This is a genomic window from Bacillus sp. EKM202B, from assembly GCF_011066025.1.
Taxonomy (GTDB): domain Bacteria; phylum Bacillota; class Bacilli; order Bacillales; family Bacillaceae_G; genus Bacillus_A; species Bacillus_A toyonensis.
Map to the genome: position 1 here is coordinate 1 of NZ_JAAMNK010000038.1, position 23,881 is coordinate 23,881.

26 protein-coding genes and 1 pseudogene are annotated in these 23,881 nt (G+C 35.3%); 19 read left to right on the forward strand and 8 right to left on the reverse strand.

Going from position 1 to position 23,881, the window contains the following annotated elements; all coding sequences use genetic code 11:
- Positions 1-172: 172 nt before the first annotated feature.
- From G9F74_RS26175 to G9F74_RS26220, 11 genes and pseudogenes are all read left to right on the forward strand, one after another.
- The gene (locus G9F74_RS26175) at positions 173-988 is read left to right on the forward strand and encodes a hypothetical protein (RefSeq protein WP_000022135.1); all 816 of its coding nucleotides are present in this window, start codon (positions 173-175) and stop codon (positions 986-988) included.
- Positions 989-1,157: 169 nt separating this feature from the next.
- Positions 1,158-1,559, forward strand: a complete 402-nt coding sequence (locus tag G9F74_RS26180; protein ID WP_016107474.1) for an LSm family protein — start codon at positions 1,158-1,160, stop codon at positions 1,557-1,559.
- A gap of 16 nt (positions 1,560-1,575) precedes the next feature.
- Positions 1,576-1,770 (forward strand): hypothetical protein, encoded by a 195-nt coding sequence (locus G9F74_RS26185; protein WP_000899471.1) that lies wholly within the window; start codon positions 1,576-1,578, stop codon positions 1,768-1,770.
- 13 nt (positions 1,771-1,783) lie between these two features.
- Complete coding sequence (locus tag G9F74_RS26190; protein ID WP_033660278.1) at positions 1,784-3,331, forward strand: glycosyltransferase family 2 protein; 1,548 nt, start codon at positions 1,784-1,786, stop codon at positions 3,329-3,331.
- Positions 3,321-4,565 (forward strand): nucleotide sugar dehydrogenase, encoded by a 1,245-nt coding sequence (locus tag G9F74_RS26195; RefSeq protein ID WP_000994263.1) that lies wholly within the window; start codon positions 3,321-3,323, stop codon positions 4,563-4,565. The genes G9F74_RS26190 and G9F74_RS26195 overlap by 11 nt, the downstream gene beginning before the upstream one ends.
- The gene (locus G9F74_RS26200) at positions 4,562-5,527 is read left to right on the forward strand and encodes an NAD-dependent epimerase/dehydratase family protein (RefSeq protein WP_000037046.1); all 966 of its coding nucleotides are present in this window, start codon (positions 4,562-4,564) and stop codon (positions 5,525-5,527) included. The genes G9F74_RS26195 and G9F74_RS26200 overlap by 4 nt, the downstream gene beginning before the upstream one ends.
- Positions 5,520-7,064 carry a glycosyltransferase family 2 protein gene (locus G9F74_RS26205; protein ID WP_016107475.1) on the forward strand — a complete coding sequence of 515 codons (1,545 nt, stop codon included), beginning with the start codon at positions 5,520-5,522 and terminating at the stop codon, positions 7,062-7,064. The genes G9F74_RS26200 and G9F74_RS26205 overlap by 8 nt, the downstream gene beginning before the upstream one ends.
- Positions 7,033-7,252, forward strand: a pseudogene (locus G9F74_RS30240) (hypothetical protein). The gene G9F74_RS26205 and the pseudogene G9F74_RS30240 overlap by 32 nt, the downstream one beginning before the upstream one ends.
- A 152-nt stretch (positions 7,253-7,404) precedes the next feature.
- Positions 7,405-9,654, forward strand: coding sequence for a formate C-acetyltransferase (gene pflB, locus G9F74_RS26210; protein ID WP_016107476.1), 2,250 nt, complete (start codon positions 7,405-7,407; stop codon positions 9,652-9,654).
- A 69-nt stretch (positions 9,655-9,723) separates the two neighbouring features.
- On the forward strand, positions 9,724-10,455 hold the full coding sequence (gene pflA, locus G9F74_RS26215) for a pyruvate formate-lyase-activating protein (protein ID WP_000238486.1): 732 nt from the start codon (positions 9,724-9,726) through the stop codon (positions 10,453-10,455).
- Between the two features lie 412 nt (positions 10,456-10,867).
- Positions 10,868-12,034, forward strand: a complete 1,167-nt coding sequence (locus tag G9F74_RS26220) for a diglucosyl diacylglycerol synthase (RefSeq protein WP_000594698.1) — start codon at positions 10,868-10,870, stop codon at positions 12,032-12,034.
- Between the two features lie 459 nt (positions 12,035-12,493).
- On the opposite strand, the gene G9F74_RS26225 is transcribed toward G9F74_RS26220, so the two are convergent.
- From G9F74_RS26225 to G9F74_RS26240, 4 genes are all read right to left on the reverse strand, one after another.
- Positions 12,494-12,613 (reverse strand): YfhE family protein, encoded by a 120-nt coding sequence (locus tag G9F74_RS26225; RefSeq protein WP_000358484.1) that lies wholly within the window; start codon positions 12,611-12,613, stop codon positions 12,494-12,496.
- 110 nt (positions 12,614-12,723) lie between these two features.
- Positions 12,724-13,281, reverse strand: coding sequence for a GNAT family N-acetyltransferase (locus tag G9F74_RS26230; RefSeq protein WP_000914740.1), 558 nt, complete (start codon positions 13,279-13,281; stop codon positions 12,724-12,726).
- 241 nt (positions 13,282-13,522) lie between these two features.
- Positions 13,523-14,653 (reverse strand): amidohydrolase, encoded by a 1,131-nt coding sequence (locus G9F74_RS26235; protein ID WP_000698290.1) that lies wholly within the window; start codon positions 14,651-14,653, stop codon positions 13,523-13,525.
- Positions 14,654-14,795: 142 nt separating this feature from the next.
- Positions 14,796-15,701, reverse strand: coding sequence for a TIGR01777 family oxidoreductase (locus G9F74_RS26240; RefSeq protein ID WP_016107477.1), 906 nt, complete (start codon positions 15,699-15,701; stop codon positions 14,796-14,798).
- Between the two features lie 81 nt (positions 15,702-15,782).
- Here G9F74_RS26240 and recX point away from each other — a divergent pair, with 81 nt between their 5' ends.
- Together recX and G9F74_RS26250 are read left to right on the forward strand one after the other, a co-directional pair.
- Complete coding sequence (gene recX / locus G9F74_RS26245) at positions 15,783-16,595, forward strand: recombination regulator RecX (protein ID WP_000268510.1); 813 nt, start codon at positions 15,783-15,785, stop codon at positions 16,593-16,595.
- A 13-nt stretch (positions 16,596-16,608) separates the two neighbouring features.
- A complete protein-coding gene (locus tag G9F74_RS26250) occupies positions 16,609-16,926 on the forward strand; it encodes a YfhH family protein (protein WP_001057020.1) in 318 nt (105 codons plus the stop codon).
- A 64-nt stretch (positions 16,927-16,990) separates the two neighbouring features.
- Here the strand turns inward: G9F74_RS26250 and G9F74_RS26255 are convergent, their stop codons facing one another.
- The gene (locus G9F74_RS26255) at positions 16,991-17,143 is read right to left on the reverse strand and encodes a YpzG family protein (RefSeq protein WP_000122093.1); all 153 of its coding nucleotides are present in this window, start codon (positions 17,141-17,143) and stop codon (positions 16,991-16,993) included.
- A 46-nt stretch (positions 17,144-17,189) separates the two neighbouring features.
- On the reverse strand, positions 17,190-17,348 hold the full coding sequence (locus tag G9F74_RS26260; RefSeq protein ID WP_000517891.1) for a small, acid-soluble spore protein K: 159 nt from the start codon (positions 17,346-17,348) through the stop codon (positions 17,190-17,192).
- 122 nt (positions 17,349-17,470) lie between these two features.
- Here G9F74_RS26260 and G9F74_RS26265 point away from each other — a divergent pair, with 122 nt between their 5' ends.
- Positions 17,471-17,737, forward strand: a complete 267-nt coding sequence (locus G9F74_RS26265) for a YfhJ family protein (protein WP_000998161.1) — start codon at positions 17,471-17,473, stop codon at positions 17,735-17,737.
- A 23-nt stretch (positions 17,738-17,760) separates the two neighbouring features.
- Here G9F74_RS26265 and G9F74_RS26270 read toward each other — a convergent pair whose 3' ends face one another.
- A complete protein-coding gene (locus tag G9F74_RS26270; RefSeq protein ID WP_000379139.1) occupies positions 17,761-18,741 on the reverse strand; it encodes a metal-dependent hydrolase in 981 nt (326 codons plus the stop codon).
- Between the two features lie 150 nt (positions 18,742-18,891).
- On the opposite strand from G9F74_RS26270, the gene mutY reads away from it, so the two are divergent.
- Entirely contained in the window at positions 18,892-19,989 is a 1,098-nt protein-coding gene (gene mutY, locus G9F74_RS26275) for an A/G-specific adenine glycosylase (protein WP_000171374.1), read from the forward strand.
- A gap of 187 nt (positions 19,990-20,176) precedes the next feature.
- On the opposite strand, the gene G9F74_RS26280 is transcribed toward mutY, so the two are convergent.
- A complete protein-coding gene (locus tag G9F74_RS26280) occupies positions 20,177-20,401 on the reverse strand; it encodes a hypothetical protein (protein WP_000275432.1) in 225 nt (74 codons plus the stop codon).
- A gap of 125 nt (positions 20,402-20,526) precedes the next feature.
- Between G9F74_RS26280 and G9F74_RS26285 the strand changes: the two genes are divergently transcribed.
- The 4 genes from G9F74_RS26285 to G9F74_RS26300 all read left to right on the forward strand — a co-directional run bounded on the left by G9F74_RS26285 (position 20,527) and on the right by G9F74_RS26300 (position 23,877).
- Complete coding sequence (locus G9F74_RS26285) at positions 20,527-20,808, forward strand: gamma-type small acid-soluble spore protein (RefSeq protein WP_000039034.1); 282 nt, start codon at positions 20,527-20,529, stop codon at positions 20,806-20,808.
- A gap of 188 nt (positions 20,809-20,996) precedes the next feature.
- The gene (locus G9F74_RS26290) at positions 20,997-21,257 is read left to right on the forward strand and encodes a YgaB family protein (RefSeq protein WP_000651154.1); all 261 of its coding nucleotides are present in this window, start codon (positions 20,997-20,999) and stop codon (positions 21,255-21,257) included.
- A 274-nt stretch (positions 21,258-21,531) separates the two neighbouring features.
- Positions 21,532-22,062, forward strand: coding sequence for a nucleoside tri-diphosphate phosphatase (gene ntdP, locus G9F74_RS26295; RefSeq protein ID WP_000885402.1), 531 nt, complete (start codon positions 21,532-21,534; stop codon positions 22,060-22,062).
- A gap of 54 nt (positions 22,063-22,116) precedes the next feature.
- Complete coding sequence (locus tag G9F74_RS26300; RefSeq protein ID WP_016107478.1) at positions 22,117-23,877, forward strand: ABC transporter ATP-binding protein; 1,761 nt, start codon at positions 22,117-22,119, stop codon at positions 23,875-23,877.
- Positions 23,878-23,881: the final 4 nt, after the last annotated feature.

The window sequence follows — 23,881 nt, forward strand, 5'->3', positions numbered from 1 at the left end:
TGAAACTTTAATCAGTGGGGGTTTTCTTCATCCCCCACTGATTATTAGCCTTCACCAATCGGGCTTTTACGGGCAGTCGATCACCCACCTAACTTCTTTGCTTTCGCCGAATTTTGAAGTGTGGGTCTTACTGCCCGGCAAATAGCGGGATAAATGGAAATGGGGACGGGATATGAGTATACATAAGCATCACGCACGTAATGCGAAACGTATTTTTTTTGTATCTGTCATTGTATGGATTATCGTTGCAATTGGATTAGTGATGGAATATAAAAAAGGGATGCTATTCACTTCAGAGAAAGACAATCTGCAATTAATAGGTATTTTACTACCAGCAATTGGATTATTAATATATAGCTTTATAGAAAAACGAAGATCAAAAATACTTAAACAGGAAAATTATAATATAGAGACTTCTGAATTACTTGAGCAACAAAAATTTGTTGTTCGGAAAGAGGTAGGGATATTTCAAGTAATAACGTACTTTGGATTAGAAGGAAATACAGTAGGTTTTTTAAAAGAAGAGTATGATTTTGTTATTCAAAGTGTATGGCAAGCTGTACTCTCTTTTCTTTTTAAGGGACTACATAAGCAACAATTTTATTTATATAATCACTCAGGAGAAAGATTGTTGCGTGTTCAAAAGAATATGGGAGTACGCAACTTCTATATTTTTTCGAATATGGATGGAAAGAAAATTGGGGAGTTGAAACAAGTACTAAGTTTAACAAAATGGGAATGGATCTTTTTAGGGGTGGATGGTAAAGAATTTGGTAAAGTGACTGGGGACCTTTCAGCAACAATGCAGAAAATAGACTGGCGAGATGGCACGCATATTGATGTGAAAGAAGATGGTATTCCGTTAGAAGCTGTTAAGTATTTTTCGGCAAGCGGTGGTTCTCTTGTTACAGCTTCTATCAGTGAACAGGCAGAATTACCACGAGCGGTTTATTACAGTACAGCTGCCATTGTTACAATTAAAAATTAAAATACTTATAAAGATAGATGGGATACCGTCTATCTTTTTTATTTAGTTAAAAATTCTTGTTTCTTTGAAAAATGTATGTCTTACCTATCACATAAAAAGCCTGCTTTGTATACATTAAGATGTATGAATGTATTTTTTATATTTTAAAAATAAATAGGAGGAGAAGTGTATGTGTCTGTTCAGAAAATATTGGCATAAATTATCCCGACTGTTTAATAGACAATTAGGTTATTTTTTAGATAACAAGTTACTGCCTGCTGTGGAACGACTTTTATTTTCGCAAAATTTTGCGAGATTTATTCAAAGAAATTCTAAGCAAGCTACAGAAGAATTTATTAAATCAAGTCAATTTCAATCGATTATTTGTAACATTTTAAAAGAATGTAATACATCACCGTTTAAAGAAATTGCAAAGCAATATTTAGGTAAAAACGTCGAAATTACTGTGACGGTTGGGCAGTTAACAGGTGTTATTGTAGCAGTTGGCGACGATTTCTTAATACTGCAAGAAGGAATAGGAACTGAAGTTTTATTACCATTTACAAGTATTATATCAATTAAAGAAGTGTAAGAAAGGAGAGTTATATATGTTATTTACTGATGAACTGCGTAACCATGTTGGTGAGTTAGTGCAAGTTGTGACAGCTGTAGAAATTGTTGCAGGCATTCTTTTATCTGTGACAGACGGGGCAGTAAGTGTTCGTACTTCTCCTTCCTATGGACCACCGGAAGATGTAATTGTGCGTACTCCTATTATTGCCTATGTTCGCTTGGAAGGGTAAGCGTGATACAAGTATGAGAGTATCAGTTGTTATTCCGGCGCATAATGAAGCAAGTACGTTATCTCAAGTTTTAGTAGAAGTGGAGAAGCTGAAGCCGTATGAAATTATCGTAGTAGATAATGGATCGACAGATGGGACGAAAGAAATAGCAATACAACATCATTGTCATGTGATTTATTATAAACATTCTCTTGGCAATGATGTGGGACGGGCAATTGGAGCAAGAGAAGCAAAAGGTGAAATTGTCTTGTTTTTAGATGGTGACATCGTTATTGAGAGTAAAGAGTTACAATGTTTCGTGAAAGGGATTCGGCAGGGGCACCAAATTGTTGTGAATAATTTAACATGGTCGGTTTATTTAAAGATGAGACCACATTATACGACAGTTGGAAAATTCATGCTGAATCGCTATTTGAATAAAAAGGAGCTTGTTGTTGGATCTTTAATCGCAATTCCACATGCGATGAGTAGGGAAGTTATTGAGAAACTTGGGTGGTGGAATTTAGCAGATCCAGCATTATTTCAAGCGATGGCGATGTCTAGAGGAGTAGATATTGTCGATATGGCTTCGGTCGATGTAATTCATACAAATAAGGTTCGTCCTGTGCATACGGGAACATCACCTGGTTCTCCTTATCCGAAAGCGACTAGTCGTATTATGGGTGATCATTTACGTGCTTTGCAATATGTAATTGAAATATATGGTAAACGCGGTGGTTTTTCGGAGGGAAACAGAGATAGAGAGTTTATAGGGAAATATAAACCAGCTGTATTAAAGAAGGAAAAAGCGAAATATAGTGCGATTATACCAGTGTCAGAAGAAAAGATGACTATAAAATCTGTTATACAAGAAGTGAAAAAAGCAGGAGTAGATGAAATTATTGTTGTTGCGAATGGAGCGGATATCGAGACTATTAAACAGGCACAGCTAGAGAATGTTATTGTTGTTGAATTCGGGGAGGCGCTTGGACATAATGTAGCGCGAGCGATAGGAGCCATGCATGCTACAGCTGATATTTGTTTATTTGTTGATGGTGATTTTGCTATTCCGGCAAAAAAACTAACTCCCTTTTTGCATGCTATTGAAGATGGGAGTGATATGGCATTAAATGATTTGCAATGTTTATTAGATATGTTTCATCCCGCGGATCCAATTAGTATGGGAAAATACTTTGTAAATTTAGTAGCGAAACGACCAGATTTATGGAATAACTCACTAACGGCAGTGCCACATGCTATGCATAAGAAGGTAATGGATAAAATTGGATATGACTCTCTCATTATCCCGCCATTAGCTCAAATGAAAGCTATTTTGGAGGGATTCTCTATTACAGCAGTACAATTTGTAGATGTTATAAAAACAAATCGAGTACGCCCAGAGCAACATGGATTTGTTAATGGACGTATTCCAGCATTTGACCGTATTTTCGGTGATCAACTTGAGGCGATTGCTTATCTATTACAATATACAGACGAACGCGGGAGTTTTACAGATGGAGAACGGGATAGAGATATTATTCAACAATTGAGAAAGGAAGAAAAGAATACAGATGAATGCTAGTAGTAAAGTAGCTATTATTGGATTAGGGTATGTTGGTCTTCCTTTAGCGGTCCATTTCGCAGAAAGAGGATATACAGTACTTGGACTAGATAAAGATACTAGGAAAATAGAATCGATTATAAAAGGAGAAAGTTATATTCCAGATGTTTCTTCTAAAGAGTTACAAAGTTTATTAACTAAAAAAAGCTTACTAGTAAATACACCAGATAAAGGTGTTACTGAGTTCCAAAAGAGTGATTATGTTATTGTTACTGTCCCGACTCCAATTAATGAGCAAAGAGAACCGGATTTAAGTGCTCTCATTTCAGCTTCGCATTATATACAACAAAACCTTCAAAAAGGACAAACCTTCATTTTTGAAAGCTCCACATATCCAGGTACACTTGAGGAAGTTATCATTCCTATTATTTCTCAAACTGGTAAAAAGGTAGGAGTAGATTATTATATTGGTTATTCACCGGAGAGAATTGATCCGGCAAATAGTCAATATTCAGTTCAATCGATTCCAAAGGTTATTAGTGGACAAACAGAACAATGTAAACAAAAGGTACAGGATTTGTATAGCACTATCTTCGATGTAGTTGTTCCTGTTAGTTCTCCAAAAGTAGCGGAGATGTGTAAGCTATTTGAAAATATTCAGCGCTTAGTTAACATTTCGTTAGTAAATGAGTTAAATATGCTATGTGAAAGTTTGAATATTAATTTTTATGAGGCGCTTGAAGCTGCATCTACAAAACCGTTTGGATTTACTCCGTATTGGCCAGGACCAGGAATAGGAGGACATTGTATTCCTGTAGATCCTTTATATTTTCAATGGAGAATAAAGAAAAATGGGGCTATTAGTCAATTAATTGAGGCGGCACATGTAATTAATGAAGAAATGCCAGAGAAAATAGTCGGAAAGGTAAAAGGCATGGTGCAATCACCCGCAACGGTTTTAATTGTAGGGATTGCGTATAAGAAAGATGTAAATGATTTGAGAGAATCACCAGCATTGCCAATTATTCAATTACTAATAAAAGAAGGATACGAGATAGAATACCATGATCCATATATTTCTTCTGCGGAAATTGGAGATAGGGTGTATCAATCTGTTTCCTTGGATGAACAAAAGGTTAAACAAGCAGATTGTATATTAATTTTAACTGATCACTCTAATATCGATTGGGAGCTTTTTAAAAGAATAAAGCGAGTAATCGATACACGTGGAATTATAAAGAAGGTGAGTGCATGAGTAAGAAATGTTTAATTACAGGTGGAGCAGGATTTATTGGATCACATCTAGCTGAAGAATTAGTGAAAAGAGGTTATGGAGTCACAATTGTGGATAACTTCTATAAAGGGAAAAATAAATATCATAATGAGTTAATGAAAGAGATTCCAGTTATTCCAATCAGTGTTTTAGACAAAAAGGCAATCGATGAATTAGTAAATCAACACGATGTAGTATTCCATTTGGCAGCAATTTTAGGTGTTAAAACGACAATGGAAAAAAGTATAGAACTCATTGAAACAAATTTTGATGGAACGAGAAACATTTTACAAGCAGCATTAAAAGGCAAGAAAAAAGTAGTCTTTGCGTCTACTTCAGAAGTATATGGTAAGGGCAAGCCACCTTTCTCTGAAGAAGGAGATCGATTATACGGGGCAACTTCTAAAATACGCTGGAGTTATGCAGTTTGTAAAACGTTAGAAGAGACATTATGTTTAGGATACGCATTAGAAGGTTTGCCGGTAACGATTGTTCGTTATTTTAATATTTATGGTCCAAGAGCGAAAGATGGTCCGTATGCAGGGGTAATCCCACGATTTATCCGGGCGGCTTTGCAAGGTGAAGACATTCTCGTATATGGCGATGGAAAGCAGACACGTTGCTTTACGTACGTAAGTGATGCAGTAGAGGCAACGATTCGAGCAATGGATGAGAATGTAAATGGTGAGATTATTAATATAGGTTCTGAGAATGAAAAAAATATTAAAGAAGTAGCAGAAGTAATCAAAAAACTAACAAATTCTTCTTCAAAAATTGTACAAGTTCCTTTTGAAAAAGTATATCCACATGGTTTTGAGGAAATTCCAAATAGAAGACCAGACGTAACAAAATTAAGAGAACTTGTTCAATTTCAAGCGACAATAACGTGGGAACAAGGATTGAAAGAAACTATTAAATGGTTTCGTGAAGAAAACAATGGCTAAGTCATTATCGGTTATTATTCCCGTATGTAATGAAGTGGATACGATTTCAGACGTGATTCAATCGGTAAAGCCATTCAATCCAGTAGAGATTATTGTAGTAGCTAATGGTTGCAATGATGGTACAGAAGGGGTTGCTGAGAGTTTAGGATGTAGAGTAATTCAGAATAAAGAGTCACTTGGTAACGACGTTGGCCGCGCAGTTGGTGCAAAACATGCGATAGGTGATGTATTACTGTTTATAGATGGAGATTTCGCTATTCAAACTTCAAAATTGCAATTATTTCTTAATCCGATTTTACATGATCAGGCTGACATCGTTTTAAATAATTTGGATGCATTATTTTTAAAAAAACAAAAACCACATTCCGTTACAGTATGGCGCCAAATATTAAATGCAATGTTAGAGCGCGAAGAATTAAAAATTGATTCTTTATTATCTGTACCTCATGCGTTGACGAAAGAAGTCGTTCAAAGTATTGGATATGAATGTTTTGTTAATCCTATTGTAGCTCATTTACGCTTAGCACAAAGTAAATGGAAAATTAGTCGTCATTGTGCAATTGACGTTATTACGCCGAATAAATTTCGGCCACTCGAGCATGCAGCATATGGCACAGATCTTGCACAAGCTGAAAAACGAATGATAGGTGACCATATAGAAGCTGTAGCGGAGCGGATAATAGGCAGCGATGAGCGTGGAGGATATTATGATGGAAATCGGAAAAGAGAGAGTGTCTATCATACTTTAAATTTTGAAGATTTTTATCAAGGATGGGGCGTTACATCTAATTTGTATAAAGGAAAGCAATTATCGGTAATTATTCCTGTACAAGATGAAGAGAAAACAATTGGAAACGTTATAGAGGAGCTTCGTAAAATTGAACCTTTTGAAATCATCGTTGTTGTAAATGGTTCGTCAGATAAAACGGCAACAATTGCAAAAGAAAAAGGAGCAACAACAATTATATATAAAGAAGCACTCGGAAACGATGTGGGGCGTTCGCTTGGAACTTATTTTGCAAAAGGAGAAATTGTGTTATTTATAGACGGTGATTTTGTTATTCCAGCTAGTGAGCTATATCCTTTTGCAAAAGCTATTGCAGATGGGCAAGATGTCGCATTAAATGATCTAAATCATTATTTAGATTTAAGAGTACCACTTCATCTCGTAACTGCATTTAAATATGCGTTAAATTTAGCTTGTGATAGAAAAGATTTAGGAGTAGGCTCTCTTATTGCCGTACCTAATGCATTTAGTAAGACGTGTTTGAAAGCAATAGGATATAGATCTTTACTGTCACCTTGTGTAGCGCAAGTGAAAGCTGTTCTTTCAGGATTCGAAATTGCATGTGTCAGTCGTGTTGAGGTCGATAAAATGAACCGTATTCGTCCCAGTGAACATTTTGCAAAAATAGGACATCCTCCAGCTGTACTTCGAATTATTGGTGATCATATCGAAGGATTAGAGCAATTAATTGCATTAAAGGGCAGTCGGGGTGGATTCTATGATGGAAATAGAAAAAGAGATGTTTTATAGGTAACAAAAAAAGTGTACAACATATGTACACTTTTTTGTTCCGTTATAAAAACTATAACAGATTAGGAGATAAGAGTATTACAGCTCTACAATGGGTATTGTTCTTATATTACAAAATAGGACTCGTATATAAGGATACCAAAAAAATACAATTAAAGAAAGGGTTAATTATAAAGACTTTTGAGTGAAGTTAACACTATGCATACAGTAGTTTGCTCAATATTTCACAAACATGTCACAACTATTTCGTTCACTTTCGCAAAAAAGTAGTATTCTAAGTGTGTAAGCTGTTATATAAAAAATCTTATTCCTGTACTAATCAAAAATGGAGGAGATTAGGATGACTCAAATATTAGAAAATGTAAAAAACGCATGGGAAAACTTTAAAGGTGAAAAATGGAAAGCAGAGATTGATGTTCGCGATTTCATTTTAAATAATGTAAACGTTTTCGAAGGGGACGAATCTTTCTTAGCGGGAGCAACTGAAGCAACGAAAACACTTTGGGATCAAGTAATGGATTTAACAACAAAAGAACGTGAAAACGGTGGCGTTCTTGATATGGATACAAAAATTGTTTCTTCTATTACATCACATGAACCAGGATATTTAAATAAAGATATTGAAAAAGTAGTCGGTTTCCAAACTGATAAGCCATTTAAACGTTCATTACAACCATATGGTGGTATTCGTATGGCGGAACAAGCTTGTGAATCTTATGGATACGAAATGGATAAAGAACTTAGTAAGATTTTCAGAGACTGGCGTAAAACTCATAATCAAGGTGTATTTGATTCATATACACCAGAAATGAAAGCGGCTCGTAAATCAGGTGTTATTACTGGTCTTCCAGATGCATATGGACGTGGACGTATTATCGGTGATTACCGCCGAGTAGCGCTATATGGTATAGATCATTTAATTGAAGCGAAAAAAGCTGATTTTAATTTAACTGGTGGTGTAATGAGCGAAGAGACAATGCGTTTACGCGAAGAGTTATCTGAGCAAATGCGTGCACTTCAAGAATTAAAACAAATGGCTTCTTCTCATGGTTTTGATATTTCTAAACCAGCAACAAATACACAAGAAGCTTTCCAATGGTTATACTTCGCATATCTTGCAGCGATTAAAGAGCAAAACGGAGCTGCAATGAGTCTTGGACGTACTTCTACATTCTTAGATATTTACATTGAAAGAGATTTAGAAAATGGTACTTTAACAGAAGAAGAAGTACAAGAAATCGTGGATCACTTCATTATGAAATTACGTCTTGTGAAATTCGCAAGAACACCTGATTATAATGAATTATTCTCTGGTGACCCAACTTGGGTAACTGAATCTATCGGTGGTATGGCTTTAGATGGTCGTCCATTAGTAACAAAGAACTCATTCCGTTTCTTGCATACATTAGATAATTTAGGACCAGCTCCAGAACCAAACTTAACAGTTCTTTGGTCTAAACAATTACCAGAGAACTTTAAAAACTACTGTGCAAAAATGTCTATTAAAACATCAGCAATTCAATATGAAAATGATGACATTATGCGTGCTGACTACGGTGATGACTACGGTATTGCTTGTTGTGTATCTGCAATGAGAATCGGTAAACAAATGCAGTTCTTCGGCGCACGTGCAAACTTAGCGAAAGCATTACTATATGCGATTAACGGCGGTAAAGATGAAAAATCTAAAGCTCAAGTTGGCCCTGAGTACGCACCAATTACTTCTGAAGTATTAGATTATGAAGAAGTTATGCATAAGTTTGATATGACAATGGAATGGTTAGCAGGTCTATATTTAAATACATTAAACGTTATCCACTATATGCACGATAAATATAGCTACGAGCGTATTGAAATGGCGCTTCATGATACAAATGTTCTTCGTACAATGGCGACAGGTATCGCAGGATTGTCTGTAGTAGCAGACTCATTAAGTGCAATTAAATACGGAAAAGTAAAACCAATTCGTGATGAAAATGGTATTGCAGTTGACTTTGAAATTGAAGGTGATTTCCCTAAATATGGTAACAACGATGATCGTGTAGATGAAATCGCAGTAAATCTTGTGAAAACATTTATGAATAAACTTCGTAAGCATAAAACATACAGAAATTCTGTTCATACAATGTCAATCTTAACAATTACATCTAACGTCGTATACGGTAAGAAAACTGGTAATACTCCAGATGGCCGTCGTACTGGAGAACCATTTGCACCGGGCGCAAACCCAATGCATGGTCGTGATACAAAAGGTGCATTAGCATCACTATTATCTGTAGCTAAATTACCATATGAAGATGCACAAGATGGTATTTCCAATACATTCTCTATTATTCCAAAAGCACTTGGTAAAGAAGATGATGTACAAGTACGCAACTTAGTATCTATGCTTGATGGTTATGCAATAAAAGAAGGACATCACTTAAATATTAACGTATTTAATCGTGAAACATTAATGGATGCAATGGAGCACCCTGAAAAATATCCACAATTAACAATTCGTGTATCTGGTTACGCTGTTAACTTTATTAAATTAACTCGTGAACAACAAATTGATGTAATTAACCGTACAATGCATGAAAGCATGTAAGTGAAAAAAGTGTCCCTCCGCTTTTAATATGTAGTGGAGGGAGGCTGTTTCAATAAAGGAGGAAGTAACATGGTAAAAGGAAGAATACATTCTGTAGAGTCTTGTGGTACTGTTGATGGCCCAGGGATTCGTTATGTCATATTTACACAAGGGTGTTTATTACGTTGTCAATATTGCCATAATGCTGATACGTGGGAGATCGGTAAAGGAAAAGAAATAACAGTTGAAGAAGTAATGCAGGATGTGACATGTTACCTTCCATTTATTGAAGCTTCTGGAGGCGGTATAACAGTTAGTGGTGGAGAACCATTATTACAGTTAGATTTCTTAATTGAATTATTTAAGAAATGTAAGGAAGTTGGAATTCATACAACAATTGATTCTTCTGGAGGTTGTTATTCTGAAGAGCCAGAATTCCAGCAAAAGTTGGATAAATTAATGGATTATACAGATTTAGTTTTATTGGATTTGAAACATATTGATTCAAAGAAACATCGTAAATTAACAGGGAAATCAAATGAACATATTTTACAATTTGCTCGTTATTTATCGGATAAGAATAAACCGATTTGGGTACGACATGTATTAGTTCCAGGTGTTACTGATAATGAAGAGGATCTGCAAAAATTATCTAGCTTTATTCAAAGTCTGTCTAATGTTCAGAAAGTTGAAGTGCTACCATATCATAAGCTTGGTGTATATAAATGGGAGGCGCTTGGGCATAAATATCCACTCGCAAATGTAGAACCACCTACGGAAAAAAATGTAGAACAAGCGAGACATATTTTAAAAGCAGTCTAATCCAAATATTGGATTAGACTTTTTGCTTTCTTTACAATAAAACCTAGAGTATATATATAGAAAAGAGTATACTGAAAAAAGAATATCCATATTTTTGTAAGGAATAAGTGGAGAAATTTACATAATTGTAAAGGGAAATCAAAATAGTAAAAAGAATTAAGAAGTAAAAGAGTGAGTATCATGGAATAGAGAACATTTGTAAGTTATTGCGAAAGCTCTTATAGGAAAGTATAATGTAAAGATATGAGCACGGATAGGATTAAGGGGTCAATCTTATATGCTTTGCATATCCACGACAGGTACATAGCTAACAGGGGAATATTGGAATCCAAGTATGTAATGTTTAAGGAAAATGTTTTTCCTATTGTCGTATATGCAATATGGAGAAACAAAAAGCTAGGAGTGGATTTGTTTGATAAAAAACCCCAAGGTTTTAATTTTAACTGCACATTACGGTAATGGTCATGTGCAAGTAGCGAAAACATTAGAACAAACATTTCGCCAAAAAGGAATTGAAAATGTAATTGTATGCGACTTGTTTGGAGAATCACATCCATTTATAACTGACATTACAAAATATTTATATTTAAAAAGTTATACAATAGGAAAAGAATTATATCGTTTGTTTTATTACGGGGTAGAAAAAATTTATGATAAAAAAATAGCATCTTGGTACGCAAATTTTGGAAGGAAACGTTTGAAATCACTTTTACAAGTGGAGAAACCGGATATCGTTATTAATACCTTTCCAATCATAGCTGTACCTGAGTTGAAAAAGCAAACAGGTATTTCAATCCCTGTTTATAATGTGTTGACGGATTTTTGTGTGCATAAAATATGGATTCATCGTGAAGTAGATCGTTATTTTGTAGCAACTGATCACGTGAAAAAGGTGATGGTTGATATTGGTGTACCTGCGGAACAAATTGTTGAAACTGGAATTCCAATTCGTAATAGTTTTGAGCTAAAGATAAATCAAGACATTATATATAATAAGTATCAGTTATGTAAGAATAAAAAGATTTTACTAATTGTAGCAGGTGCTCATGGGGTACTAGGAAGTGTAAAAGAACTATGCCAGTCATTTATGGCCGTACCTAATTTACAAGTAGTTGTCGTTTGCGGAAAAAATGAAGCTTTAAAACAGGATTTATTAGGATTACAGGAACAAAATTCGGATGCTTTAAAAGTATTTGGTTATGTTGAAAACATTGATGAGTTATTCCGTGTTACTTCTTGTATGATTACGAAGCCAGGTGGTATTACATTAAGCGAAGCAGCAGCATTACAAGTACCTGTCATTTTATATAAGCCTGTCCCAGGACAAGAAAATGAAAATGCGTTGTATTTTGAAAAAAAAGGAGCTGCAGTTGTAATCCGTGATGACAGTGAGGTTTTTGCAAAAACAGAGGCGTTATTACAAGATGATATGAAGCTTCTCCAAATGAAAGAAGCAATGAAAAATATTTATCGTCCTGAACCGGCATGTCATATCGTGGATACAATTTTGGAAGAAAATCATGCAGAGCCGAATCATATACCTATGAAATCACCTGCTCTTGCAGAATCATTTACTTAATATGTAACCCTCTTTTATATGTTTAAAGAGGGTTCCTTTTATTGTAAAGATTCCTTTATCCGGCTATTTGAGGGAAGTAAGACTCCCATCTCGAAATTGGGCGAATGCGAGGAAGTTAGGTGGGAGATAGCTTCCCGTAAAAGCCTTCACTTTATCCACAAAGGGATGCGCTTTCATTAGACGGTAAAGTCGGAATATTAACAACTATATCCACATTGTCCACAATTTTTAGAAAAATATCCACAATTCCAGTAGTTGATATGTGCGAAAATATATAAAAATATCAAAGTTTTTAGAAAAATATTCACAATCATATCGATGTTGTGGATAAAGTTGTCCACAACAAAAGAGTTCCCTTATGTATAAGGGAACTCTTTTAGGTTATTTCTGTCAGTCGGGAAAATTATGTAATGAAAATGAATAATTAGGGGGGAAAACTTCTAATTATTCATTTTCACTTTAAATACTTTTTGAGCGATATCCCGCTGCACGATCTGCTTTTCGAAATTCTCGTTGATATAGAACTTCTTGTGTACTAGATAATGTATTTTTCGCTTTGTCACGTTTCTTTTTATCCATTACAAATCACCTCGTGTCCTAAAGTCACTATCTATCGTTTCCAAAGACATGGGGTGATATACATATATGCCAAACGGTTAATGATTAATTATTATTTCTGAAAATTTAGATTACGCTTCTTTTAAGTGGTGGGCGTCTTGGAATGTTGTATCACGCATTGTTGCAAGTGTATATTGATCTTTTGGAATTTCATATAGATTATATACTTCTTCATTTACGTTAATTTCATCATAAACGGCTTTTCTCGTTTCATTTGCTAGATTCACATATTGTAGTTTTTCGGCAGCTTTAATAGAACGAATATTTATTTTGCGAATACGCATAAAGATGGTTTCAATATCTAACTCATAGAAAAGTTCGCTAAAAAATGAATCTTTCGCCAATTTATTATAGCCTTTGCCATGGTATGGTTTTCCAAGCCATGTTCCAAGGAATCCAGCTTTTTCTTGCACATCAAATAAAGTAATTGTTCCGATAGGGTTACCCCATTCATCTAAAATTGTGCGTGAAATTAACTCTCCACGCTCTTCGGCTTCAATGGTTTGTTTCGTTAAAAATAAATATTCCTCATAAGAATAAGCCTTTTGACGCACAAAAGGGAAGACAGCTGGATCCACCATTAACTCGTATAGAACGTGGCTGTCGTGTAAGTCGCGTTTTTTCAACACACTAACTCCTCCTCACACGAGGGTAGCATGACGAAAAAGCACCCCACCCTCGAAATTTTTATATCAATCTTTAAAAAATTTCGGGGTGGGAATCGAACCCACTAGAACCAGTTTATAACGCTGGTGGCGCACCATTTGCCTTCCCCATTCATCAATTTGAAAATGATAATCACGACACAAATTGATTATGGTTTCATTCAGTTTATAATCGTATAATACTTTATCTAGTCAAAAAAATAAACTAGTTTTTTTTATTTTTTTTGTAAATTATTTTTCCGTCAATCATAGTTAGTACAGGCTTGGCTAAATAATGGAAAGGATGATGTGTCCATAACACGAGATCAGCGTCTTTTCCAACCTCAATGCTTCCAATTCTATCCTCTAAACGCAAATTTCTCGCTGGAAATATAGTGATTCCTTCCAATGCAGTTTTCTCGTCTAATCCTTCCCTTACTGCGACAGCAGCACAAACATTTAAATATTGAATTGGTGTATAAGGGTGATCAGTTGTTATAGAAACTTCTACTCCATTTTTAGATAATATATGGTAAGTATCCCATGTTTTGTTTTTTAGTTCGATTTTAGACCGGCGTGTAAGAGTGGGACCAACTGAAACTTTTAAATTGTGTTTTGAAAGCTCTTCAACAATAAAGTGTCCTTCTGTACAATGCTCAATACGTAAATCAAGATTGAATTCTGTTGCAAAGCGTAAAGCAGAACTAATATCGTCAGCACGGTGAGCGTGGATACGTACCGGTATTTCGCGGCGTAATGCTTTTAAAATAGGGAGCATTCGAAAATCAGCTTCATGCCCGTAGTGCTGTGCTTCATAGAATGATTCCCGAAGTAACCCCATAATGCCCATGCGTGTTATGGACTCTTTCGTTCCATTACTATGAACCTTTTTAGGGTTTTCTCCAAAGGCAATCTTTAAACCAGCAGGTTCTTGAATAATCATGTGATCAATACAAGTTCCAGCAGTTTTTATTACACAAGTAGTACCGCCGATAATATTTTGACTCCCAGGCATAACGTGAACAGTTGTGATCCCGTTTTGTACAGCGTCTTGAAATGCGATATCAAAAGGATGGATTCCGTCTAAAGAACGGATATGTGGTGTTGAAACTTCAGAGGTTTCATTAGCGTCATTTCCAGCCCAACCAGTGCCTTCATCATAGAGACCAAGGTGAGTATGGACATCAATAAATCCAGGTAAGAGATGAAGAGCTCGCGCATCTATAACGGTCATATCTTGAGTAGGCTGAATAGAAGGTTTGACCTCAGCAATTCGTTCTCCTATAACGAGTACATCACCTTGAAACTTGGGAGATGTAATAGGATACACAATGGCTTGTTTGAGCAATATTTTCATAGGTACCTCATTTCTGTTACTTTACAATATTAATGTGATTGAAGAAAAAGTAACTGAAAGGTTATTTGTGTAGTAATGCTCTGAATCCTAGAAAATGAAAGTTTTGAAAGGGAACCCCTTGTAAAACTGTGTTTTAGAAGTACTACATTGTATGCGAAAGTATATTTTGTAATGCATGGTCTATTGTCGGAAATGTGTATTGGTACCCATGTTCAATTGCTTTACTAGGTAATACATGTTGCCCTTCTAGTACAAGTATACTCATCTCACCCAATAAAGCGTGAAGCATAAATGAAGGGACAGGTAACCAATGAGGTTTTCTCATTATAGTTGCCATGGTTTCTCCAAATTCCTTCATTCTTATAGGTAACGGGGCTGTAATATTAAGAGGACCATTAATTTCTTCTTTGTGTATGATGAAATCAATCATGCGAACGACATCATCTATATGAATCCATGATAACCATTGGTTTCCAGATCCAATTGTGCCTCCGATATAAAATTGATAGGGAAGTAGCATCTTTGGAAGAGCACCTCCGTCTGCACCTAATATGACTCCGAATCTTGCGTATATTGTTCTGATTTCAAGAGAACGTGCTTTACATGCTTCTTGCTCCCATAAAAATACTGTTTCTGCTAAAAAGTCATTTCCGGGAGTTTCTTGCTGCTCGGTAAAAGACTCTGTTTCAGAAGTTCCGTAGTATCCAATAGCACTTGCGTTAATAAATGTATGTGGTTTTGTGCTGAGTGTTTGTAGTTGTTTAATAAGTCCTCTTGTCGCTTGAATTCTACTGTTTAAAATTGCTTCTTTTTGTTTTTTTGTCCATCTACTATTGATTGACTCTCCAGCTAGATTAATAACTATATCAATAGAAGAGAGGGGGAAAGTAGGTAAATCTGGTGTCCATTGTACGTATTGAAGGTGAGGGTTTGAAGTTTCAATTTTATTTTTTCGGGTAAGGATATAGACTGTGTATCCTTTTTGAATGAAAAAAGTAGATAGATATTTGCCGATAAAGCCAGTACCACCAGAAATTGCAATTTTCATAATTATTTCCTCCTCATTATATATATTCTTGAAAAGCAAAAATGTTCCTTGACTATGTTAAAATAATAGAGAGGTGAGAGTATGGCTGTCATTACAAAAATAGAAGTGCAAAAACGATCGAAAGAGCGATTTAATATTTATATTGATAAAGGTCAAGGTGAAGAGTACGGATTTAGTGTGGATCAAGTAATCTTAATGAAACATGGATTACAAAAAGGTTTAGAAATTGATGAAATAGAGTTAGGCAATATTTTGTTCAATGAAGAGGTACAAAAAGCATATTTACAAGCAATCTCCTATTTATCCTATCAAATGAGAACGAAACAAGAAATAGAAGATTTTTTACGAAAAAAAGAAGTGGGACAGGCCATCATCTCTGAAGTCGTTTCGAAATTATTACATGACCGATATATTAATGATAAAGAGTATGCCATTTTATATACGCGAACGCAAAGTAATGTGAATCGAAAAGGTCCAACTGTTATAAAAAGAGAGCTGTTAAATAAAGGCGTTCAGGATCTAATCATTACACATAGTTTACAAGAGTATCCAAAGGAGAAGCAAATTGAAAATGCTTTGATTCTTGTAGAAAAAAAGAAAAAATCTTATCAAAAGCATTCATTTTTACAAATGAAGCTAAAGTTAGATGAAATGCTTGTTCGTAAAGGATATTCTAGAGATGTGATTCAAATTTGTTTGGAAGAATTGAAAGACGAAAAAGATGACGAAAAGCAACAAGAAGCTTTACACTATCATGGGAATAAATATTATGAGAAATATAGGAAGTATGATGGATGGACATTCGAAAATAAGATGAAACAAGCGTTATATCGAAAAGGATTTTCTATTGATGAAATAGAGATATTTTTACAAATGAAACGTGAAGAGGGATGAGGGGAATAATAAGATGAATATGCCAAAACGCTACAGTGAAATGACACCGCATGAGCTTAGAGAAGAAATTGGCGCTTTGAAGGAGCAAGCAGTAAAGGCTGAGCAACTTGGAATTGTAAATGAATTCGATGTATTAATGAGAAAGATGGCCATGGCCCGTGCTTACATGACTGATATAAACAAATTCCATATTGGTGAGACATATGAATTAGTAGAAGAACCTGGTGTATTATTTAAAATTACGTACTTCAATGGGGTATTTGCTTGGGGTTATAAGCAAAATGATAATGAAGAGATTGGGATACCAATTTCCTTGTTGCAAGAAAAATAAAAACCAGAGAGCGAATATCTCTCTGGTTTTCATCTTTGGTAGGCGTTAAAGGAGATAGGAGATTCTAAAATTGGCGTTTTTTACATTCGTTGGCCAATATAATGAGAGACTGGGTTTGTTGCGTCTGTCCGTTAACTTGCGCTTTCGCATGTTTCGGACGAGTCCACGTATGGTTAAATAATTCAGAACGACTATCTAAACGATCACGGTAGCTCATCTTTATCACCTCGTGTAGGAAGTTAATTTTTTAGGCTGTACCTGTACTACTCTTCCTGCTGATTTGCAGCACGCATACGTTCTTGTGGGTGCGTGTTAATTGTGCCGTTAGGTCGTTTCGAAGCGAAGCGTGATTTCGCTTTCGGCTGACCGTCGATTTTGCTGTTGTTTTTTGACTCAGACCAAAATTCGGCTTGTTTACCCATTGCGAACGCCCTCCTCATCATTAGTTGATACCTCTTTATGAAGTATCACTTATAGAATGTGCAAAATAGAAGAAACTATCCTTTAGAAATGAAGGGATAAATAGGTAAAAGGAGATTAGAACATGAATGATATTTATGAAGCATTAACGAAAGAATTATTAGACAAGAATGACAAGCTTTCTTACGGACAAGCTCGTGCGTGGGTTGAATTACTTTGGGAAGATTTTCAAACAACTTATGCGAAATCAGGTCGTTATCAAGGGGAGGAAATGACTGAGCAAGTAGTAAGAACATGGATTAATAATCATGGAGCGCGTCTTCATGAAATGCGTACAAATAATCCGAAATACAGCCATTTAATTAATCAAGAAGACCATTTAAAACATTAAAAAAGCGACTAAAGTCGCTTTTTTTAATGTGGAAGCAATTCCAGTTTCTTTCGAAGTTTTTCTTCGCTGAAAATCCATCCGGTATAAGAATTAATAATATTTAAATTTTGATCGAGCTGAACGATTGCAACGAATGGATAATAATCTTTACTTCGATAGCGCAAATCAATGAATCGAATTTCGTAATAGTTATCATAATCAAAAATATCCCAACGATATACAGGAGAGAAAGATAAGAAGGCCGAGATGTTTTCATCTTGTTTAGCAGCTCTCATAATAGCGTTATCTGGGAACGGTACCCGATCGAACTTATCGTATATCATAATGTTACCACGATGCCATCTCGCAACGTAGTAATAATCAGTCGTAACGACTGCTAAATGATAATGATAAAATCGATAAGAAGGAGAAATGATGATCTTCTCAACATGTTTGAAACGTTTGTGTACAACGCTTCTTATATTTCTATGCATCATAATCCGTCCGATATAGTAAACAATCATTAATATATATGCAGCTAAGGCTGTATATCCTTTATGGGAACCTACGAGCATGCAAGCAATCGCAAGTATATGGATAAAGAAAATCACAGTATCAAACGTATTAATTATGCCGAGTGCGACCCATTTTTTTGTGAAAGGCCGTAACGCTTGTGTACCGTAGGCATTGAAAATATCTACAAAGACGTGAAGAAAGACAGCTATAAATGACCAAAGTAGTAGATGAAGATATGGAGCGTCTGAAAAGAAGGCGAAAGAGATGCCGCTTATAAGGAATGACCAAAGAATTACTGCAGGAATGGAATGAGTAACCCCGCGATGATTTCTTATATATTTAGCGTTATTACGCAATTTTAAAACTGTATCGATGTCAGGAATATTGGAACCAGCAATTGTAGCGAGCATAACTGCTTGTGGTCCAATATCACTTTGCGCTATAGCTGGGTCTAATGTTGCCAAACTACCTAAAGTGACACCCATAACAAGGTGAGTGGCTGTGTCCATAGAAATCCACCTCCGTTTTTTATTAATGTAACTCTTTTTATTCGATACCTCAAGTCCTTTGCCTTCTATTTCCTATGTCATCTTACTTAAATTTTTTCCTAAAAATCTTTATAATAGTACGTATATGCAAAAAAATGAGGGGGATCAAGTTTGACACTTGAAATATTAGAAAAATTTAACATAGAGCAGTTTCAAAATGATTTAATTGGTTGGTTTGAAAAAGAGCAACGCGACTTACCGTGGCGAAAAAATAAAGATCCATACCGTGTTTGGGTTTCGGAAATTATGTTACAGCAAACAAGGGTAGAAGCTGTAAAACCATATTACGCAAATTTTATGGGGAAGTTCCCTACGTTGGAAGCTTTAGCAAATGCTGATGATGAAGAAGTATTAAAAGCATGGGAAGGTTTAGGGTATTATTCTAGAGCACGAAATTTACACACGGCTGTAAAAGAGGTAAAAGAAGTATATGGCGGGATAGTACCGAGTGATGTAAAGAAAATTGAAAAATTAAAAGGAGTGGGACCATATACAAAAGGTGCAATCTTAAGTATCGCATATGGTATACCAGAGCCAGCAGTTGACGGAAATGTTATGCGCGTGTTATCCCGTATTTTATCAGTATGGGATGATATTGCAAAACCAAAGACTCGAAAAGTTTTTGAAGAGATTGTGCGCGAAATTATTTCAGCTGAAAATCCATCTTATTTTAATCAAGGTTTGATGGAATTAGGTGCACTAATTTGTATTCCTAAAAATCCAGCATGCTTACTTTGTCCTGTACGTGAGCATTGTAGGGGATATGCTGAAGGTGTTCAAAAAGAACTACCAGTAAAAAGTAAAGCGAAAGCTCCTACAATGGTACCGCTTGTTGCAGGAGTACTTCAAACTGAAGATGGTCGTTACGTTATTAATAAACGTCCAAGTAGCGGATTATTAGCTAATATGTGGGAGTTTCCGAATATTGAACTTGGTGAAGGGATTCGAAGTCAGAAAGAACAGCTTATAGATTATATGAAGGAAAAGTTTGAGCTTTCGATTTCTATTGATGAGTACGCAATGAATGTGCAACATACGTTTACGCATCGCACCTGGGATATATTCGTATTTTACGGAAAAGTAACTGGTGATATTGTTGAAACAGATACATTAAAGTTTGTATCGAAAGAAGCATTTGAGCAGTTACCTTTCTCTAAATCGCATCGTACGATTTATGAGAGTTGTGTTGAGCAAATTACAATGCAATAAAGTGAAACTTTAATCAGTGGGGGTTTTCTTCATCCCCCACTGATTATTAGTTGAACTAATCGGACTTTTATGGGCAGTTGATCCCCCACCTAAATTCTTTGCTTTCGCTGCATTTTGAGGTGGGGGTCTTACTGCCCATTAAAGCGGGATAAACAAAAAAAGTGTTCCCTAGATTGGGAACACTTTTTTAATCGTAAGAAATTTTTGTCCCATGAGTCCAACTGGCATTACCTTCTTGTAAGCCACCTCTTGATTCAATTTCTATTACAATTTCTTTATAAATACTTTGACCTTCTGCGTTTAAATAGGGCAAAATTTGTTGTAATGAATGATGAAAATAAGCTAATTCATCTTCTTTCCATTCATTTTTTGAAATCATCGTTAGTTCAGTCATATCGCGTCCTATATACATATTTCCACCTCCGTACCCTATAGTTTGAATGAGTATTAAGAGATATATGCGGAAATTTTTCAACAGAAAATTACGGATAGTTTCCGAGTGAATTGGTTACATTATTGGTTGTGGAGGTGAGAAAGATGAGTAAAAAACAACAAGGTTATAACAAGGCAACTTCTGGTGCTAGCATTCAAAGTACAAATGCTAGTTATGGTACAGAGTTTGCGACTGAAACAAATGTACAAGCAGTAAAACAAGCAAACGCACAATCAGAAGCAAAGAAAGCACAAGCTTCTGGTGCACAAAGTGCAAACGCTAGTTATGGTACAGAATTTGCAACTGAAACAGACGTGCATGCTGTGAAAAAACAAAATGCAAAATCAGCTGCAAAACAATCACAATCTTCTAGTTCAAACGAGTAATGAAAGAAAAACACTTCTCCAATTCGAGAGAAGTGTTTTCTTTGTGTGCGGGTCATTGTAATGAAAAGAAAGTGAACGACATAACTTCTAATAAGTCAACAAATGTAGTCAAAGGAGAAGGAAGTTAAAGATTAGAAATATGTAATTAGGAATAATAACTAATGAATAAATCTAAAAGGGGGTAAGTAATGAAGGATTTTGATAAGTTGGTAGGAGAGCAATTGGAAACGATGGATGAGCTGTTAAAATTGCAATCACACTTAGAGAAGTATCAGCAAATTGAAGTGAGTGAAAAGGATACGTGCGATAAAAAAGACTTACATTTTATTCGCCAAGAAATATATAGAACAGAAATAGCATTGAAACTATTACATGAAAAATTCGAAAAGCAAACGAATAGTGTGATTAAATCTTTTGAAACTGAAAAAATGATTTCAAATTTAGGATAAGATATGTTCTTACCTTCAGATGAAAAGTCCTTCTTAACATGAAAATAAGGAAGGGCTTTTTCTGTTATTATTTCCTCATTTATAAATGAGTCAGGAAAAGCCTCAGTAGGGATATGGTATTCAACAATAAACATGCAGTGTGAAAAATAGAGTCTTGTCGCTTTAGTTTTAAAATTTCGACAAAAAAGTTATAATAGAAAAAAAGTGAATGCAGTTCAAAGGATAGTTGATTTAATTTAAGAAGGGCATTTGCAGTTGAAAGAAGGGAGCATATATGGCATTTCCCAAAGAAGGAGAAAAAGTACAAATACATAGTTATAAACATAATGGCTCCATTCATAGAATGTGGGAAGAGACAACGATTTTAAAAGGGACACAGAGTCTTGTAATTGGAGCGAATGATCGAACAATAGTTACAGAATCAGATGGCCGAACATGGGTTACTCGGGAACCTGCAATTTGTTATTTTCATGCAAACTATTGGTTTAATGTGATTGGGATGCTAAGAGAAGAGGGCGTATATTATTATTGTAATTTAAGTTCTCCTTTTGCATATGATTCAGAAGCATTAAAGTATATTGATTATGATTTAGATATTAAAGTGTATCCAGATATGACATATACACTGTTAGATGAAGATGAGTATGAAAAGCATAGTCAAATCATGCAATATCCACCTGTTATTGATACAATTTTAAAGCGAAATGTAGCACATTTAACGCAGTGGATTCATCAAAGAAAAGGTCCATTTGCACCAGATTTCGTAGATATGTGGTATGAGAGATATTTAATGTACAGAAATTAAAACAAACCTGCAGGGGATTTCCCGGCAGGTTTGTCCTATTAGAGGGGGGATTATGTGCAAGGTATAAAAAGATATTTACAATTTGTTAAACCATATAGATGGCTTATTGCTAGTACAATTGTTATCGGTCTAGTTAAGTTCGGTATCCCGCTTATTATGCCATGGTTATTAAAGTATATTATCGACGATGTAATCCAAGGTGGGGGTTCACTTCAAGATAAAACGTCCCAATTAATAACGGCGATTGGGATAGCCTTTTTTATTTTTGCAGTATTAAGGCCACCGATTGAATATTATCGTCAATATTTCGCGCAACGTATCGCGAATACAATACTATATGATTTGCGGAAACATATTTTTGGTCACTTGCAAAAATTGAGCTTGCGTTATTATTCGAATACAAAAACAGGAGAGCTTATTTCACGTGTAATCCATGATGTAGAGCAAACGAAGGATTTTGTAATTACCGGTTTAATGAATGTTTGGTTAGATACTGCGACAATTGCGATTGCTATTATTGTTATGTTTTCTATGAACATAAAGTTAACGTTTGTTGCTTTATTGATTTTACCTATTTATGTTGTTGCGGTGAAATATTTTTTCGGACGTCTTCGAAAATTGACGAAAGAACGTTCACAAGCGTTAGCAACTATGCAAGGTTATTTACATGAACGCATTCAAGGAATGCAAGTGACGCGTAGCTTTGCATTAGAAGAGTATGAGGGTAAGCAGTTTGAAAAAAGAAATAATGAATTTTTAACGAAAGCATTAACGCATACAAGTTGGACGGCGAGAACATTTTCGGCAGTAAATACTTTAACTGATTTAGGCCCGTTACTTGTCATTGGTTTTGCAGCATATGAAGTAATTCAAGGTCAGTTAACGCTAGGGACTATGGTTGCTTTTGTTGGTTATATGGATAGTTTATATAGTCCGCTTCGCCGCCTTGTTAATTCATCTACAACATTAACGCAATCTTTCGCCTCAATGGATCGAGTGTTTGAACTGTTAGATGAAAAGTACGATATTGTTAATGTGCCAAATGCGGTACAAGCGAAAAAATTAAATGGAGAAATTGTATTTGATAATGTGTCTTTTCGTTATAATGCAGATGAAAAAGAGATATTACATAACTTGTCATTAACTATGCGGCCAGGAGAGAAGGTAGCACTTGTAGGAGCGAGTGGGGGAGGAAAGTCATCTCTTGCTAGTTTAATTCCGCGTTTCTATGATGTTTCGGAAGGGTCAGTTTATGTAGATGGGATAGATGTAAGAAAGTATGATATGAGAAATTTACGTAGCCATATTGGAATTGTACTGCAAGATAATTTATTATTTAGCGATACAATCGGAGCTAATATTTTATATGGAAATCCGAAAGCTAAAGAGACAGAAGTGATTGCAGCAGCCAAAGCCGCGCAAATTCATGATTTTATTATAGAGTTACCAGATGGTTACAATACTGTTGTTGGAGAACGTGGTGTGAAGTTATCTGGTGGGCAAAGGCAACGTGTAGCAATTGCGCGAGTATTTCTAAAGAATCCATCGTTACTTATATTAGATGAAGCAACTTCTGCTTTAGATTTAGAAAACGAACGGTATATTCAAGAGGCACTTCAAACGTTAGCTGCTGATCGGACGACGATTATAATTGCACATCGATTAGCAACGATTACGCATGTTGATACAATTATTTACATTGAAGATGGTGAAATTAAAGAAACAGGTTCTCATGAAGAGTTAATGAAAAAAAGGGGATTCTATTACAATTTATATCAACTTCAAAATATAACAGAAACAGCTCCTTTAGCGTAAAAGG

What these genes read in the sequence shown, in the direction of transcription:
- pflA (WP_000238486.1), top strand. Translation starts at nt 9,724, where the DNA reads ATGGTAAAAGGAAGAATACATTCTGTAGAGTCTTGTGGTACTGTTGAT.
- recX (WP_000268510.1), top strand. Translation starts at nt 15,783, where the DNA reads ATGGCTGTCATTACAAAAATAGAAGTGCAAAAACGATCGAAAGAGCGA.
- G9F74_RS26250 (WP_001057020.1), top strand. Translation starts at nt 16,609, where the DNA reads ATGAATATGCCAAAACGCTACAGTGAAATGACACCGCATGAGCTTAGA.
- G9F74_RS26270 (WP_000379139.1), bottom strand. Translation starts at nt 18,741, where the DNA reads ATGGACACAGCCACTCACCTTGTTATGGGTGTCACTTTAGGTAGTTTG.
- G9F74_RS26185 (WP_000899471.1), top strand. Translation starts at nt 1,576, where the DNA reads ATGTTATTTACTGATGAACTGCGTAACCATGTTGGTGAGTTAGTGCAA.
- G9F74_RS26260 (WP_000517891.1), bottom strand. Translation starts at nt 17,348, where the DNA reads ATGGGTAAACAAGCCGAATTTTGGTCTGAGTCAAAAAACAACAGCAAA.
- G9F74_RS26200 (WP_000037046.1), top strand. Translation starts at nt 4,562, where the DNA reads ATGAGTAAGAAATGTTTAATTACAGGTGGAGCAGGATTTATTGGATCA.
- G9F74_RS26195 (WP_000994263.1), top strand. Translation starts at nt 3,321, where the DNA reads ATGAATGCTAGTAGTAAAGTAGCTATTATTGGATTAGGGTATGTTGGT.
- G9F74_RS26265 (WP_000998161.1), top strand. Translation starts at nt 17,471, where the DNA reads ATGAATGATATTTATGAAGCATTAACGAAAGAATTATTAGACAAGAAT.
- G9F74_RS26240 (WP_016107477.1), bottom strand. Translation starts at nt 15,701, where the DNA reads ATGAAAATTGCAATTTCTGGTGGTACTGGCTTTATCGGCAAATATCTA.
- G9F74_RS26255 (WP_000122093.1), bottom strand. Translation starts at nt 17,143, where the DNA reads ATGAGCTACCGTGATCGTTTAGATAGTCGTTCTGAATTATTTAACCAT.
- G9F74_RS26175 (WP_000022135.1), top strand. Translation starts at nt 173, where the DNA reads ATGAGTATACATAAGCATCACGCACGTAATGCGAAACGTATTTTTTTT.
- G9F74_RS26225 (WP_000358484.1), bottom strand. Translation starts at nt 12,613, where the DNA reads ATGGATAAAAAGAAACGTGACAAAGCGAAAAATACATTATCTAGTACA.
- pflB (WP_016107476.1), top strand. Translation starts at nt 7,405, where the DNA reads ATGACTCAAATATTAGAAAATGTAAAAAACGCATGGGAAAACTTTAAA.
- G9F74_RS26290 (WP_000651154.1), top strand. Translation starts at nt 20,997, where the DNA reads ATGAAGGATTTTGATAAGTTGGTAGGAGAGCAATTGGAAACGATGGAT.
- ntdP (WP_000885402.1), top strand. Translation starts at nt 21,532, where the DNA reads ATGGCATTTCCCAAAGAAGGAGAAAAAGTACAAATACATAGTTATAAA.
- G9F74_RS26190 (WP_033660278.1), top strand. Translation starts at nt 1,784, where the DNA reads ATGAGAGTATCAGTTGTTATTCCGGCGCATAATGAAGCAAGTACGTTA.
- G9F74_RS26235 (WP_000698290.1), bottom strand. Translation starts at nt 14,653, where the DNA reads ATGAAAATATTGCTCAAACAAGCCATTGTGTATCCTATTACATCTCCC.
- G9F74_RS26180 (WP_016107474.1), top strand. Translation starts at nt 1,158, where the DNA reads ATGTGTCTGTTCAGAAAATATTGGCATAAATTATCCCGACTGTTTAAT.
- G9F74_RS26205 (WP_016107475.1), top strand. Translation starts at nt 5,520, where the DNA reads ATGGCTAAGTCATTATCGGTTATTATTCCCGTATGTAATGAAGTGGAT.
- G9F74_RS26280 (WP_000275432.1), bottom strand. Translation starts at nt 20,401, where the DNA reads ATGTATATAGGACGCGATATGACTGAACTAACGATGATTTCAAAAAAT.
- G9F74_RS26285 (WP_000039034.1), top strand. Translation starts at nt 20,527, where the DNA reads ATGAGTAAAAAACAACAAGGTTATAACAAGGCAACTTCTGGTGCTAGC.